Source organism: Micromonospora sp. NPDC007271, from assembly GCF_040634005.1.
Lineage (GTDB): Bacteria > Actinomycetota > Actinomycetes > Mycobacteriales > Micromonosporaceae > Micromonospora.
Genome location: NZ_JBEYER010000053.1, coordinates 1 through 13,221, shown reverse-complemented (window position 1 = coordinate 13,221; position 13,221 = coordinate 1). Strand labels below are relative to the sequence as shown.

Below are 13,221 nucleotides of genomic sequence, written 5' to 3'. Positions count from 1 at the left end.
GGCCAGCGGTGGCCCGCCGTTCGGCGGGCACCCGGCGCACCGGGATCGCGGGTAGGGTCCGACCATGATCAGCAACCGTGAGGGGTCCCGGTGACCTCTGATCCCACGATGCCTCCGGCGCCCGCCGACCCGCCGACCCAGGCGTACCCGGCGTACGACCCGTGGGCCGGCATGCCACCCGCCGCACCGCCGCCCGTCGCCGCACCGCCGCCCGTCGCCGCGCCACCACCCGCCGCGCCACCGCCCGCCGCACCGCCCGTCGCCGCGCCACCCCCCACGGCGCAGTTCTCCGCGCCACCCGCCGCGGCGCAGTTCTCCGCGCCGCCGGCCGTCTCCGCGCCGCCAGTGCCGCAGTACGGGGAACTGGTGCCCCGACCCGGGCCGTACCCGCCGGCCGGACCGCTGCCGCCCGCGCAGCCGGTGGTGGCCGTGCAGATCGGCGAGATCATGGTGACCCCGCCGGTGATCAGTACGCCGGCCGGCGTGCTGCCGCTCGCCGGCGCCTCCTGGCACGTGATGGACTACTGGCAGAAGGAGGAGAAGATCGCGACCTGGGCGCTGGTCTGCGCCATCGTCGGATTCTTCTGCCTGACCATCTTCAGCCTCCTCTTCCTCTTGATCAAGGAGACGAAGCACCACGGGACCGTGCAGGTGACGGTGACCAGTGGCGGCCGCCAGTACGTGGCCCGGATCCCGGTGGTCGACCAGGGCCAGGTGCAGCACATCAACAACCAGGTCAACTACGCCCGCTCGCTGTCGGTCGGCTGACCGGTGCGGCGCCGGAGGCGGCCACCGACCGCCTCCGGCGCCTGCACGCGACCGGGGCACCTCGCTGTCAGGCCGCCCGCCCCAAGGGCGGCTCGGCGTCGGCAAGGAAGGCCCGCAGTGTCCGCGCCGGCCGTCCGGTCACCCGCTCGACGGTGTCGGTCACCTCCGCGAAGCTGCCCGCCTGCACGCGCTCGAAGGTCAGCGCGAAAAGCTCTCGTTCGAAGCCCGTGGTCCCGGCCACGGCCTCGTCGATGGTCATCTCTCGGAGGGTCACGGGACGTCCTGCCGCAGCGGAGAGCAGCTCTGCGGTGCGTGGCAGCGAGAGCGCCTCCGGGCCCGTCAGCTCGTACACCTGGCCGGCATGCCTCTCGTCAAGCAGCGCCCGCTCGGCTACGGCCGCGATGTCCCGGGCATCGATCCAGGCCACACTGGCGCCACCGCTGGAGAACGGCAGCTCCCCACCGGCGATCTGGTCGCGGTAGAAGCGCGGGTCGGTGAAGACCTGCATGAACCAGCTGGGCCGCAGAATCGTCCAGGCACGCCCACTGTCGCGTACTGCTCGCTCAGCGCGCGGCGCCCATCCGTCGGCTCCCATGTAATCTGCATCCTGCTCGGACAGCAGAACGATCCGGGCCTGGGGCGGCGTCTCGGTCAGCAGCGCGCCGATGAGGTCCGGCGCGTCCGCACGATCCGGTCGGACGATGTACACGGCATCCACGCCGTCGGTCGCCGCTGACCATTTGGCTGGGTCGTCCCACGAGAAGGGTGTCGGGCGGACGCCGTCGATCCCTACCTTGCTCGGACTGCTGCTGCCGCCGAGCACGTCAACGCCCTGCCGCGCGAGGAGCAGCTTTGCCAGCGGCACCCCGGTCTTGCCACGGACCCCGGTCACCAGCACGCGGGTCGTACCGGCCCCGGCGGAGCTCGAACTCTTCACGTCGAACCGCCCTTTGGTTGAGTGACTAAAGTTTCGCGCTCCACGCTAAGCGCCTATACCTGAGTGAGTCAACTAATCTCAGACCATGACCGAGGTGACGGACGCCCTTGCCCAGCAGGTGTGGGACTTCGTATACGCCCACGACGCAGCGTATGACCGTGCGGCGCAGACCGCCGGGCTCAGCGCCGCGCAGGCATGTCTGCTCGAACACCTGGCCGGAGACGGCCGTGCCATGGGGGATCTCGCCGAGGAACTGCTGTGTGACGCCTCGAACGTCACCCAGCTCGTGTCCCGGCTGGAGGCCCGCGGCCTGGTAGCCCGGGTGCCCGACCCGACCGACCGGCGGATCAAGCGCGTGTCGATCACCACGGCGGGGCGTCGCGTGCGCCGCACCGTCCGGCAGGCGTTCGAATTCCCATCCGAGCGGCTTGGGCTGCTGACCGAACAGGAGCAGCGCCAGTTGTCCGAGCTGTTGGCGAAGGTGCTGGCCCCTGACCGTCCCCTAGGCTAGCCGGTGGGCCGGCCGACGTGGATGGCGCGGACCGTGTCGATGGTGTCGGCCTCCGCGGCGGTCTTGTCGTCCCGGTAGCGGACCACCCGGGCGAAGCGCAGCGCCATCCCGCCCGGGTAGCGGCTGCTCGCCTGCACCCCGTCGAAGGCGACCTCGACGACCTGCTCCGGGCGGACCCGCACCACCCAGTCGCCCCGCTCCACGGCCAGGTCGAGAAACCGCTCGGTCTGCCAGCGCAGCAACTCGTCGCTGAGCCCCTTGAACGTCTTGCCCAGCATGACGAACTCGCCGGTACGTGGATCGCGGGCCCCGAGGTGCAGGTTGGACAGCCAACCCTGCCGCCGACCGCTGCCCCATTCGACCGCCAGCACCACCAGGTCGAGGGTGTGCCGGGGCTTGACCTTGACCCAGGCCGAGCCCCGCCGGCCGGCGTCGTAGGGGGCGGCCGGGTCCTTGACCACCACCCCCTCCTGGCCCGCCTCGATCGCCGCCGCGAAGGCGGCCCCGGCCTGCTCCGGGCCGTCCACCTCCAGCCGGCCGACCAGCAGCGTCGCGTCGACCGCGCCGGCCAGCGCGGCCCACCGCTCCCGGCCGGGCAGGTCGATCAGGTCGGCGCCGTCGAGGTGCAGCAGGTCGAAGAAGTACGGCGTCAGCACCGTCTCGCCGGTGCGCTCGGCGGCGGCGAGCACCGCCGGCGCCACCGGCGTACCTCCGGTGGTGCTGGGCGTGGTGCGCCGGGCCGCCCGGCTGGAGGTCTCCTGGAAGGGCAGGGGACGGCCGGAGGCGTCCAGCCCGATCGCCTCGCCGTCGAGCACCAACTCCCGGGCCGGCAGGGCGCGGACGGCGGCCACCACCTCGGGCAGCCGGCTGGTGATGTCGTCCAGGCTACGGGTGAAGACCGCGATCTCCTGGCCGGACCGGTGCACCTGGATCCGGATGCCGTCGAGCTTCACGTCGACCACCGCCGGGACGCCGGTGGCGGTGAGCGCCTCGTCGACCGACGAGGCGCTCTGCGCCAGCATCGGTGCCAGCGGGCGGCCCACCTGGAGGCCGAACCCGGCCAGCGCCGCCGCACCGCCGGAGAGCGCCGCCACCGCCACCGTCCGCAGGTCGCCGGCGAGCAGCAGGGCCCGGCGGACCGCCGTCACCGGCACCTCGGCGGCCCGGGCCACGGCGTCGGCGAGCAGGCCGGCCTGGGCGCCCTGGCGCAGCTCGCCGCGGAACAGGCCGACCAGCAGCCGTTGCTCGTCGGCCGTGGCCGCGGCGAAGAGCCGGTGCAGCAGCTCACGGCGGCGGGCCTGCGAGCCGGGGCCGCGTACCGCGGCGATCTCGTCGACGGCCGCGTCGACCCCGGCCACGGTCAGCGTCGGCTCGGCGGCCGGCGGCGGCAGCTCGCGCAGGCTGGCCCAGCCCACGCCGGTCTGCCGTTGGCGCAGCTCACCGGCGAGGTAGCCGGCCCCCGCCGGGACCTCGTCCGGGTCGAGCGAGCGCAGCGCGGCGGCGAGCAGCTCCACCTTGGCCCGCCGGCCGCTGGTGGCGCCCACCGCGGCGGAGGTGGCCGCCAGGTCGAGGAACCGCACGATTCCCATCCTGCCAGCCGCCCCCGACACGGCGGCACATCTCGACGGGTGATCCACTCCAGTTGCGGCAGGCCGCGGCATTCCGACGAGCGCCGGCCCCGCCCACATACCACAACCCGAGTGGATCACCGCGCGGGCCGGAAGCCGGCGGCGCCGCCCGCCGCGCAGAGCGCTCCGTGCAGCGGGCGGTCAGGCCGAGACCGGCTCCTCGATCCGCAGGCCGCGGGCGCGAACGTCGTCGGCGACCCGGGTGAGCAGCGCGTCGAGCGCCACCAGCGCGGCGGAGAGCTGGCCGAGCTGATCCTTGAGCGTGTCCTCGGGCCACGCGGAGACGTCGAAGTCTCCCAGTGCGCTGACGGCGGCCTGGAGCCGCACCATCTCCTCATTCGTACGCATGTTCGAGAGGCTATAACACTGTTGCGCCCGACACACCGCAAACTGCGGCAACGGCCCCGGAGTTACGGTTTCGACACCCTCACTCCGACTTCGCGCCCGCCTCGGCGACCTTGGCCAGCAGCAACGCCTCGGCCAGGCAGACCCGGGCGAACTCGCCCAGGTGCAGGCTCTCGTTCGGCCCGTGCGCCCGGGCGTGCGGGTCCTCCACGCCGGTCACCAGGATTGCCGCCTCCGGGAACATCTCCTGGAAGGTGGCGATGAACGGGATGGAGCCGCCCACGCCGATGTCGACCGGGTCGGTGCCCTCCCAGGCGGCCCGGAAGGCCGCCCGCGCCGCCGCGAACATCGGCCCGGTGGCGTCGATGACGCAGGGGGAACCGTCGTGCTCGAAGCTCACCGTCACCTGCGCACCCCACGGCGCGTGCTTCTCCAGGTGGGTGATCAACGCGGCGTACGCCTTCTTCGGGTCGTCGCCCGGCGCCAGCCGTACGCTCAGCTTCGCCTTCGCCGACGGGACGAGCGCGTTCGGCGCCTCGGCGGTGGCCGGGGCGTCGATGCCGAGGATCGCCAGGGCCGGCTTGGTCCAGAGCCGGTCGGTGATCCGGCCGGTGCCGAAGAGCTGGCCCCCCTCGACCAGGCCGGCCTCGGCGCGGAACCGGTCCTCCGGGTAGTCGACGGTCGCGCCCTCCCGGCCGACGAGGCCCTCGACGGTCACGTTGCCGGCGTCGTCGTGCAGGGTGGCGAGCAGCTTGACCAGCGCGGTGAGGGCGTCCGGCACGGCGCCGCCGAACATGCCGCTGTGCACGGCGTGGTCGAGGGTGCGCACCTCCACGAAGCAGTTGACGATGCCGCGCAGCGAGGTGGTCAGGGCGGGCACGCCGACGTCCCAGTTGGTCGAGTCGGCGATCACGATGACGTCCGAGGCCAGTTCCTCGCGGTGCTCGGCGAGCAGCCGCTCCAGCGAGTCCGAGCCGTACTCCTCCTCGCCCTCGATGAAGAGGACCACGCCGACCGGGAGCTGGTCGCCGAACGCGCGCAGCGCGGCGAGGTGCGCCATGATGCCGGCCTTGTCGTCGGCGGCGCCCCGGGCGTAGAGGCGGCCGTCCCGCTCCACCGGCTCGAACGGGTCGGACTCCCACAGCGACAGGTCGCCGACCGGCTGCACGTCGTGGTGGGCGTACATCATGACGGTGGGCGCGCCGGGCGGGGCCGGCTTCTTTCCGATCACCGCCGGCTGCCCGCCGGCGCGCACGATCTTGGTGTCGAGGCCGCAGCCGCGCAGCAGCTCCGCCACCGCCTCGGCGGAGCGCTCCACGTGCGAGTGGTCGAAGCCCTCGAAGGCGATGCCCGGGATACGGACGAGGCGTTCCAGGTCGGCACGGACTCCGGGCAGCTCACGCTCGACGGCGGCCCGCACCTCGGACTCGGACATGATCGGTGTGGTCATGACCGGCATCGTATGCCGGCCTTACCGCAGGCCACCCGCCCAGGGCCGCCCCGCCGTCAGCGGCAGCGGACGTAGTAGCGCTCAGGATCCGCGGGCGCGGCGGCGCCGTCGACCACCAGGTCCGCCGCGGCCTCGGTGTCGTCGGCCGCGAAGTGCGCCCGCTCGCCGGCGTGCCAACGGCGCAGCTCGGGCAGGATCTCCGCGCCGTCGCGGGCGAGCGCCCGGGACAGTCGCAGCTCGGCCGGCGCGGTGACGAAGACCGACCGGGTCAGCTCCGGCCGGATCGTGGCACGCGCGGCGCTCACCCCCTCCACGATCAGCACCGGCCCGGCCGGAACCGGCACCTCCCGGTCCAGGAAGCAGTGCCGCACCCAGCTGTACCGGTGGTACCCGCCGGGCCGGCCCGCGCGAACCGGGTCGAGCACCCACCGCTCCAGCCGGGTCCAGAAGGTGAGCTGGTCGTCCCAGCCGTCCAGCAGGTCGTCGGTGCGGACCACCGGTGGCCGGTCGCCGCCGGGCAGCGCCGCGAAGGCGTCCGCGAGGCGCGTCGCGAAGACGCTCTTGCCCGCTCCGCTCGGCCCGTCCACCGCCACCAGTCGGGTACGCCCCAGCCGCGCCGGCCCGGCGAGCACCCGCCGGGCCAGGTCGGCGTACGCCTCGACCACCGCCACCGTCACCCGACAGACGCTAGCGCTGCCGGCCGACCCGTCACCGTCGCGGTCCCCGGCCCGGGCCGGTCGGGTGGCGGGGCCGCGGGTAGAAGTCTTCGCTGGTCAGCGAGTATCCCCCGTCCGTTTGATCCTGGTGCCCGGCAGCCGGGTTCGCCGGGCGGGCCGGCGTACCCGCCGGCATCATCGGGTGGTGCTCCATGACGTGATGAGTCCGGGCGTCGACGCCCTGCTGGAACAGGCCCGGGCCGGGCTACGCCGGCTCACCCCGCACGAGACCGTCGAGGCGGTCCGCCGCGGCGCGCTGCTGGTCGACACACGTCCCGAGGCACAGCGGCGCCAGCAGGGCGAGCTGCCCGGGGCGATCGTCATCGAACGGAACGTGCTGGAGTGGCGGCTGGACCCGGCCAGTGCCTGGCGCATCCCGGAGGCGACCGGCTACGACCGGCAGATCGTGCTGGTGTGCGCCGAGGGCTACAGCTCGAGCCTGGCCGCGGCCGGCCTGCAGGCGCTCGGCCTGCGCCAGGCCACCGACATGGTCGGGGGCGTGCAGGGCTGGCGGGAGTCGGGGCTGCCGATGTCCGACCGCCCCGCCGACGTGCGCTACTGAGGTGCGCCCGGCGGTATGAACGGCAGCGCCGGCGACGGTCCGGACTCGATCAGCCGCCAGAGCGCGTCGGTGTCCAGATGCTCCTCGACCAGGTCGCCGAGCAGATCCAGGGTCCGCTCGCGGGCTGCGGCGAACGCGGTGTCCGGGGCGACCTTGAAGCCGGCCCGTCCGGCCAGCCGGGCGACCTCGGTGAGGAACCGCCGGCGGAACTCGTCGGACTCGAAGGCCCCGTGCCAGTGGGTGCCGTGCACGGCACCGAGCCGCGCGCCCTCACCGGTGCCGTCGGCGTACCGGAGCAACGACGGCAGGCCCGGATCCGCGGCGGAGACGTACCCGTGGTGGATTTCGTAGCCATCGACGGGGACGTCACCGGCGGCGGTGCCGGTGGCCCGACGGACCGTCTTCCGCGGATCGAAGGTGATCTCGATGGGCAGCAGCCCGAGCCCGGGTACGCTGCCCCGGCCGCTCTCCACCGGATCGTGGATGGACCGGGCCAGCATCTGGAACCCGCCGCAGATACCGAGCAGCGGCCGCCCGGCGGCGGCGTGCGCCGTGACGGCCTCGGCCAGCCCGGTCTCCCGCAGCCAGGCCAGGTCGGCCACGGTCGACTTGGAGCCGGGCAGCACCACCAGGTCGGCGGCGGCCAGCTCGGCCGGCTCGATGGTCAGCCGCACCCGCACCCCCGGCTCGGTGGCGAGCGCCTCGACGTCGGTGGCGTTGCTGATCCGGGGCAGCCGGACCACCGCCACGTCGAGCCAGTCGGTGCCCCGCGGCGCCGCCGGTCGGCCGAGCACCCGGCCGTACGCGAGCGAGTCCTCCGCGTCCAGCCACAGGTCCAGCTCCCAGGGCAGCACCCCGTACGTGGGCCGGCCGGTGAGCTGGTGCAGCATGTCCAGCCCCGGCTGGAGCAGCCCCAGGTCGCCCCGGAACTTGTTGATCACGAAGCCGGCGACGAGGGCCTGGTCGGCCGGGTCGAGCAGGGCCACGGTGCCGAACATCGAGGCGAACACCCCGCCCCGGTCGATGTCGCCGACCACGATGGTCGGCAGCCCGGCGTGCCGGGCCAGGCCCATGTTCACGTAGTCGCCGGCCCGCAGGTTGATCTCAGCCGGGCTGCCGGCGCCCTCGCAGATCACCACGTCGTACGCCGCCCGCAGCTCGGCCAGCGCCCCGTACGCGGTCTCGGCGAGCCGGGGGCGCAGCCTGCGGTAGTTGCCGGCGGTGACCGTGTCGACGGCCTCGCCGAGCAGCACGACCTGGCTGGCGTGGTCGCTGCCCGGCTTGAGCAGCACCGGGTTGAAGCGCAGGTCCGGGGCGACCCCGCAGGCGGCGGCCTGCATCGCCTGGGCCCGGCCGATCTCACCGCCGCGCCCGTCCGGGCCGACCACCACGGCCGAGTTGTTGGACATGTTCTGCGCCTTGAACGGCGCCACCCGGACGCCCCGCCGGCGCAGCCACCGGCAGATGCCGGCGGTGAGCACGCTCTTGCCCGCGTCGGAGGTGGTGCCGGCGACCAGCAGCCCGCCGCTCACCGCCCGCTCCCCCGTCGCGCCCGACCGCCGGCCGCCCCGGCCCGACCGGCCGTCGCACCACCGGCTAAGGCACGGACCGGGCCAGCCACGGCACGGGCCGGGCCGCCCACGGCACGGCGGACGATGCCGCTGCCCGCGATCCGGCGCAGGACGGACCGGGCAACGGCGTCGACCAGGCGGCCCGCGGTCAGCGGGTAGGCCACGGCGAGACCGAGCGCGGCCAGGCCGACCGCACCGGAGACCCGGGCGGCCCGCTCGAGGTGCCGCGCCTCGGGTCGGGGGCCGTCGCCGAGGAACGGCCGCGTCTCGGAACGCCCGAAGTAGACGTTGCGCCCACCGAGCCGTACGCCGAGCGCGCCGGCCATCGCCGCCTCGCACTGGCCGGCGTTCGGGCTCGGGTGGTCGTTGCGGTCCCGGCGCCAGATCCGCCAGGCGGCCGTCCGGTCGCCGTGCACGGCCGGCGCGACCGCGATGGTGAGCAGCCCGGTCAGCCGGGCCGGAGCCAGGTTGAGCAGGTCGTCGAGGCGAGCGGCCGGTGTGCCGAAGCGGGCGTGGCGGGGCGAGCGGTGCCCGACCATCGCGTCGAGCGTGTTCGCCGCCCGGTAGCCGAGCAGGCCGGGCAGCCCGGCGACGGCGCCCCAGACCAGCGGTGCGACGACCGCGTCGGAGGTGTTCTCGGCAACCGACTCGACGGTGGCCCGGGCCAGCTCCGGCTCGTCCAGGGCGGAGGGGTCCCGCCCGCAGAGATGGTTGAGCCGGCGGCGGGCGGCCGGCAGGTCACCGTCGCGCAGCGCCCGGGCCATCACCGTCGACTCGTGCCGCAGCGTGCGCCCGCCCAGCACGGTCCAGGTGCCAGTGGCCACCAGCGCCGCGCGGGCGAGCGGTCGACGCCGGGTGGCGAGCGTGGCGGCGACGCCGAGCAGCACCGGCGCACCGACGGCGAGCGCGGTGAACGCCGCACCCGCCGACCGCTCCGGCCGGTAGATCCGCTGCTCGAGCGCACCGGCCGCCCGGCCGAAGCCGGCCACCGGATGCCACCGCCGGGGATCGCCGAACCACGAGTCCAGCGCGTAGCCCGCCGCCAGCCCCGCCGCGTTCGCCATGGCGGTCGCCTGCCGCACCTGTCACCACCTCCGGCCGGTCAGCCTAGTGCGTACGGCGGGGTGGCCACGTCGGCGTCGCCACCCCGCTCCCCCGTACCCGAACCGGTGGCTCAGGCGGGCACCGGCGTCCGCCGCCGCCCGCGCCGAGCCGGACCGGTCGGGGTGACACCACCGACGTCGCCGGCGGTGGTCGTCGCCTCGCCGCCCTCCTCGTCGGGCGCGGGCGTCAGCTCGTCGTCCCCCTCGTCGGGCGCGGGCGTCAGCTCGTCCTCCCCCTCGTCGTCGTCACCGGCGCCGCCCACCGGCTCGTCGAACGGGTCGGTCAGCCCGTCCAGGTCGCCCGCCGGCCGGTACAGGTCACCCGACGGCCCGTCCGGGCCGCCCGCCGGCCCGAACCCGGTACGCGGGGCGGTGAACTCCGGCGGCTCGAACTCGTCGTCGAACGGCCGCTCGTCGAGGGAGGCCGGCGCCTGCGCGACCGGCACCGGCTCGGTCGTCTCGCCGTGCACCCGGCGCTCCGCCTCGGCGTCCTCGACGCTGCTGGTGGTCGTGCTGGGCCGGTTGCGCAGGAAGCGACCCCGGCCCCGGGCCAGGTCGTGGCCGACCGCCACCGCCTCCAGCTCGTAGAGGGTGCGGTGGTTGCCGGCTTCGTCGGTCCAGTCGCGGGTGTAGAGCCGGCCGGCGACGACCACCGGGTCGCCGACCATCACCGAGGCGGCCACCCCCTCGGCCAGCTTGCGCCAGCAGTTCACCCGCACCCGCAGGCTGTTGCCGTCGACCCAGCGGCCGCTGTCGCGGTCGAGACGGCGCGCCGTGGAGGCGACCTTGAAGTTGGCCACCAGGGTGTTGCTCTGCGTGGTGCGGCGCCACTCCGGCGCGGTCAGAACATTACCGACAATCGTTACATAGGTGTCGAACATCGCCCCTCCACGAAGACTCGGCTTGTCGGGACCGAGCCTCGACCGGCGGCGGCCCGATGACCAGCCGCACCACCTGCGCCTGTGGATGACGGACCGGGCTGTGGACAACCGCCTGATCAAGGTCCCGTCTGCTAGGGACCAGAGCCCCTACGGCGGCGACCTGCGGCGCCGGCTCAACGACGCGAAGACCCGGCAGGAGCCGTGCAACAACAGCACCTGCGTGAGGGTCACCACGCCGAGGGCGTACCGGCCCAGGCCGGGGCGGTTGACCAGCGGGCCGACGCGGAGCCGGCGTGACCACGGCCCGCCCCGTCCGGGGCGGTTCGCCCGGACGGGGGCGGGGGCTACCGCCGGGTAGCGTCGCGGCGTACCGTCGCGGTCGTGGAACCCGACGTGCTGGGGCCGCCGTACGAGCGGCAGACGATCGACCTCGGCGTCGACGACGAGGGTCCGGTCGTCGCGACCCTGGTCCGCCGGCGGGCCGAGCGCCCGACCCGCCGGGCCGTGCTCTACGTGCACGGCTTCGTCGACTACTTCTTCCAGACCCACGTCGCCGACTTCTTCGCCGCGCGGGGCTGGGACTTCTACGCCCTCGACCTGCGCAAGTACGGGCGCAGCCTGCTGCCCCACCAGACGCCCAACTTCTGCCGCGACCTGAGCGACTACTACCCTGAGCTGGACGCCGCCGCCGAGATCATCCGCACCGACGAGGGGCACGACACCCTGCTCGCGATGGGTCACTCCACCGGCGGCCTGATCATCTCGCTCTGGGCGCACGCCCGTCGGGAGGCCGGCCTGGTCGACGGGCTCTTCCTCAACAGCCCGTTCTTCGACCTCAACGCCCCCTGGCTGGTCCGTCGACCCCTCGCGGCCGCCGTCGCCCGGCTGGGCCGCCGGGCGCCGCACCGTGCTCTCCCGCTCGGGCTCGGCACCGTGTACGGCGAGAGCCTGCACGCCGACCACCGCGGCGAGTGGCGGTACGACCTGGCCTGGAAGCCGCTCGCCGGGTTCCCGGTCCGGGCCGGCTGGCTCAACGCGATCCGCACCGGCCAGCGGCAGCTCCGGGCCGGGCTGGAGATCCCGGTGCCGGTGCTGCTGGCCTGCTCCACCCGCAGCTACCGGGGCACCAAGTGGCACGAGTCGGCCACCCTCGCCGACGCGGTGCTGGACGTGGAGCACATGGTCCGCTGGGCGCCCCGGCTCGGCCGGCACGTCACCCTGGCCCGCTTCGACGGCGGGCTGCACGACCTGACGCTCTCCGGCCCCGCCGTGCGGGAGAGGGTCTTCGCCGAGGCCGGACGGTGGGCGGAGGCGTTCCTCGGCGCCGGGCCGACCGACCCGGCCCCGACCGGCCCGCCGTCCGCACGCCAGCCGGTGGAGGACCCGGCCGGCGCCGCTGCCGAGGGCTGAGGAGCACGGTCCGTGATCGTTGGCGGCTCAGCTGTGGTCGCCCCGGCGTGTCGACCTGCTCAGCTGTCACCGTTCCGTCAGGTTGATCGGCACCGTCAGGACGCGACAGCCGCCGCGAGGGCCGACCTGATCCGGTCGAACCTCGCGACCCGGTGACCGTCGCCGTCACCGGGCAACAGCAGGCCGAGGCAGTGCAGCGCCAGCTCCCCCTCGGCGGGCGGCTCGACGCCGAACACGGGCGCGCCGACGTACCCCGCCGGCAGTTCGGTGGTGACGCGCAGGTCGTCGCCGTCCCGGACCACCCGCTCGATCACCGCCTCCAGTGGCCGCGACCCGTCGTCGGCCACGCCGAGCGCCAGCACGAACGCCGCGCTCGGGTCCGCGCCGACCCGGGCAATCGCGTCGGCCCGCGCCGCCACCGCGTCGGTCACCTGCTGGGTACGCCACCGCCAGCCCCGGTCCTCGGCGTACCCGTGCAACCCGCCGGTGGGCATGGCGGCCACGCCGACCTCCGGGAGGTGCAGCCACCGGTTGGCGAAGTCGGGCATCAGGATGTGCTCCGAGGCCGCGTCCGCCGGTTCCGTGACGCTCGGCCGCAGACCGATCTCCCCGTACGGTGCCCGGGTGGCCGTGTCCGCGGTCAGCAGCCACTCGTGCACCACCTCCCCGTCGTCGGTCGAGCCGACCAGCTCGGTGTAGAAGAAGGCGGTGCCGAAGCCGCCGGCGGACGCCCCCGGGCGGTCGAACCGGCTCACCGGCAGGATGGCACGCCCGAGCAGCTGACACAGCTCGTAGACGATCTCGTTCTCGGTTTCCTGGTCGAGCAGCACGACGCAGAGGGTACAAACCGGGCCGAGCGGCCCGCCACCGGGGCGTAACCGGGGTGCCGGCGTGGGACACCTCGTGCGACCCTGAGCATCGGAGTGGCGGACGACCACCCGTTCCCCCGGCGAACCCGGGGGCGGCGGTACCCTCTTGGCGCGACACGTCCACGCGCGCCCGTAGCTCAGCGGATAGAGCAGGGGACTTCTAATCCCAAGGCCGCAGGTTCGAATCCTGCCGGGCGCACCACCCTCACCCCAGGTCAACGGCCTGTCGCTCCCGGCCCGGTCAATCACCATGGCTCCCGTACAGCCATTCGTACAGCCAAGTCAGCCGAAGAGGTGCTTCGCGGCCTCGTCCACGGCGGCCCGCTCAATCTCTGGCAGGACGTGGGCGTAGGTGTTCATGGTCAGCCCGATCTGGCTGTGACCGAGCACCTTCATCACGGTCCGGGGCGAGGCACCGGAGACGAGCAGGAACGTGCAGGCGTGCCGCAGGTCATGCAGGCGCAGCCAGT

Annotated in this window: 12 protein-coding genes, 1 tRNA gene and 2 pseudogenes; 5 read left to right on the top strand and 10 right to left on the bottom strand. The window is 74.3% G+C overall.

What is annotated here, in order from left to right; genetic code table 11:
• Positions 1-108: 108 nt before the first annotated feature.
• Positions 109-768, top strand: coding sequence for a hypothetical protein (locus tag ABZ570_RS19830; RefSeq protein WP_358065316.1), 660 nt, complete (start codon positions 109-111; stop codon positions 766-768).
• A gap of 67 nt (positions 769-835) precedes the next feature.
• Here the strand turns inward: ABZ570_RS19830 and ABZ570_RS19825 are convergent, their stop codons facing one another.
• Positions 836-1,705 carry an NAD(P)H-binding protein gene (locus ABZ570_RS19825; protein WP_358065312.1) on the bottom strand — a complete coding sequence of 290 codons (870 nt, stop codon included), beginning with the start codon at positions 1,703-1,705 and terminating at the stop codon, positions 836-838.
• Positions 1,706-1,790: 85 nt separating this feature from the next.
• On the opposite strand from ABZ570_RS19825, the gene ABZ570_RS19820 reads away from it, so the two are divergent.
• Positions 1,791-2,216, top strand: coding sequence for a MarR family winged helix-turn-helix transcriptional regulator (locus ABZ570_RS19820; RefSeq protein ID WP_358065309.1), 426 nt, complete (start codon positions 1,791-1,793; stop codon positions 2,214-2,216).
• On the opposite strand, the gene ABZ570_RS19815 is transcribed toward ABZ570_RS19820, so the two are convergent.
• The 4 genes and pseudogenes from ABZ570_RS19815 to ABZ570_RS19800 all read right to left on the bottom strand — a co-directional run bounded on the left by ABZ570_RS19815 (position 2,213) and on the right by ABZ570_RS19800 (position 6,316).
• Entirely contained in the window at positions 2,213-3,805 is a 1,593-nt protein-coding gene (locus ABZ570_RS19815; RefSeq protein WP_358065306.1) for an ATP-dependent DNA ligase, read from the bottom strand. The two genes, ABZ570_RS19820 and ABZ570_RS19815, sit on opposite strands and share 4 nt — an antisense overlap.
• A gap of 180 nt (positions 3,806-3,985) precedes the next feature.
• Positions 3,986-4,192 (bottom strand): hypothetical protein, encoded by a 207-nt coding sequence (locus ABZ570_RS19810; protein ID WP_358065303.1) that lies wholly within the window; start codon positions 4,190-4,192, stop codon positions 3,986-3,988.
• A 79-nt stretch (positions 4,193-4,271) separates the two neighbouring features.
• Complete coding sequence (locus ABZ570_RS19805; RefSeq protein WP_358065405.1) at positions 4,272-5,624, bottom strand: dipeptidase; 1,353 nt, start codon at positions 5,622-5,624, stop codon at positions 4,272-4,274.
• Positions 5,587-6,316, bottom strand: a pseudogene (locus tag ABZ570_RS19800) (hypothetical protein). Before ABZ570_RS19800 ends, ABZ570_RS19805 begins: the two are co-directional and overlap by 38 nt.
• Positions 6,317-6,515: 199 nt before the next feature.
• On the opposite strand from ABZ570_RS19800, the gene ABZ570_RS19795 reads away from it, so the two are divergent.
• Complete coding sequence (locus ABZ570_RS19795; protein ID WP_358065401.1) at positions 6,516-6,917, top strand: rhodanese-like domain-containing protein; 402 nt, start codon at positions 6,516-6,518, stop codon at positions 6,915-6,917.
• Here the strand turns inward: ABZ570_RS19795 and ABZ570_RS19790 are convergent.
• From ABZ570_RS19790 to ssb, 3 genes and pseudogenes are all read right to left on the bottom strand, one after another.
• Positions 6,911-8,449 (bottom strand): cobyric acid synthase, encoded by a 1,539-nt coding sequence (locus ABZ570_RS19790; protein WP_358065300.1) that lies wholly within the window; start codon positions 8,447-8,449, stop codon positions 6,911-6,913. The genes ABZ570_RS19795 and ABZ570_RS19790 overlap by 7 nt on opposite strands.
• 170 nt (positions 8,450-8,619) lie before the next feature.
• Positions 8,620-9,570, bottom strand: a pseudogene (locus tag ABZ570_RS19785) (cobalamin biosynthesis protein); the annotation flags it as partial.
• Positions 9,571-9,662: 92 nt separating this feature from the next.
• Complete coding sequence (gene ssb, locus ABZ570_RS19780; protein WP_358065297.1) at positions 9,663-10,472, bottom strand: single-stranded DNA-binding protein; 810 nt, start codon at positions 10,470-10,472, stop codon at positions 9,663-9,665.
• Positions 10,473-10,853: 381 nt separating this feature from the next.
• On the opposite strand from ssb, the gene ABZ570_RS19775 reads away from it, so the two are divergent.
• Entirely contained in the window at positions 10,854-11,882 is a 1,029-nt protein-coding gene (locus ABZ570_RS19775; RefSeq protein ID WP_358065294.1) for an alpha/beta hydrolase, read from the top strand.
• A gap of 95 nt (positions 11,883-11,977) precedes the next feature.
• Here the strand turns inward: ABZ570_RS19775 and ABZ570_RS19770 are convergent, their stop codons facing one another.
• The gene (locus ABZ570_RS19770; RefSeq protein WP_358065291.1) at positions 11,978-12,712 is read right to left on the bottom strand and encodes a hypothetical protein; all 735 of its coding nucleotides are present in this window, start codon (positions 12,710-12,712) and stop codon (positions 11,978-11,980) included.
• A 165-nt stretch (positions 12,713-12,877) separates the two neighbouring features.
• Between ABZ570_RS19770 and ABZ570_RS19765 the strand changes: the two genes are divergently transcribed.
• Positions 12,878-12,953, top strand: a tRNA-Arg gene (locus ABZ570_RS19765).
• An 80-nt stretch (positions 12,954-13,033) separates the two neighbouring features.
• Here ABZ570_RS19765 and ABZ570_RS19760 read toward each other — a convergent pair.
• Positions 13,034-13,221 (bottom strand): tyrosine-type recombinase/integrase (locus ABZ570_RS19760; RefSeq protein ID WP_358065288.1); only part of this gene is annotated, 188 nt, incomplete at its 5' end.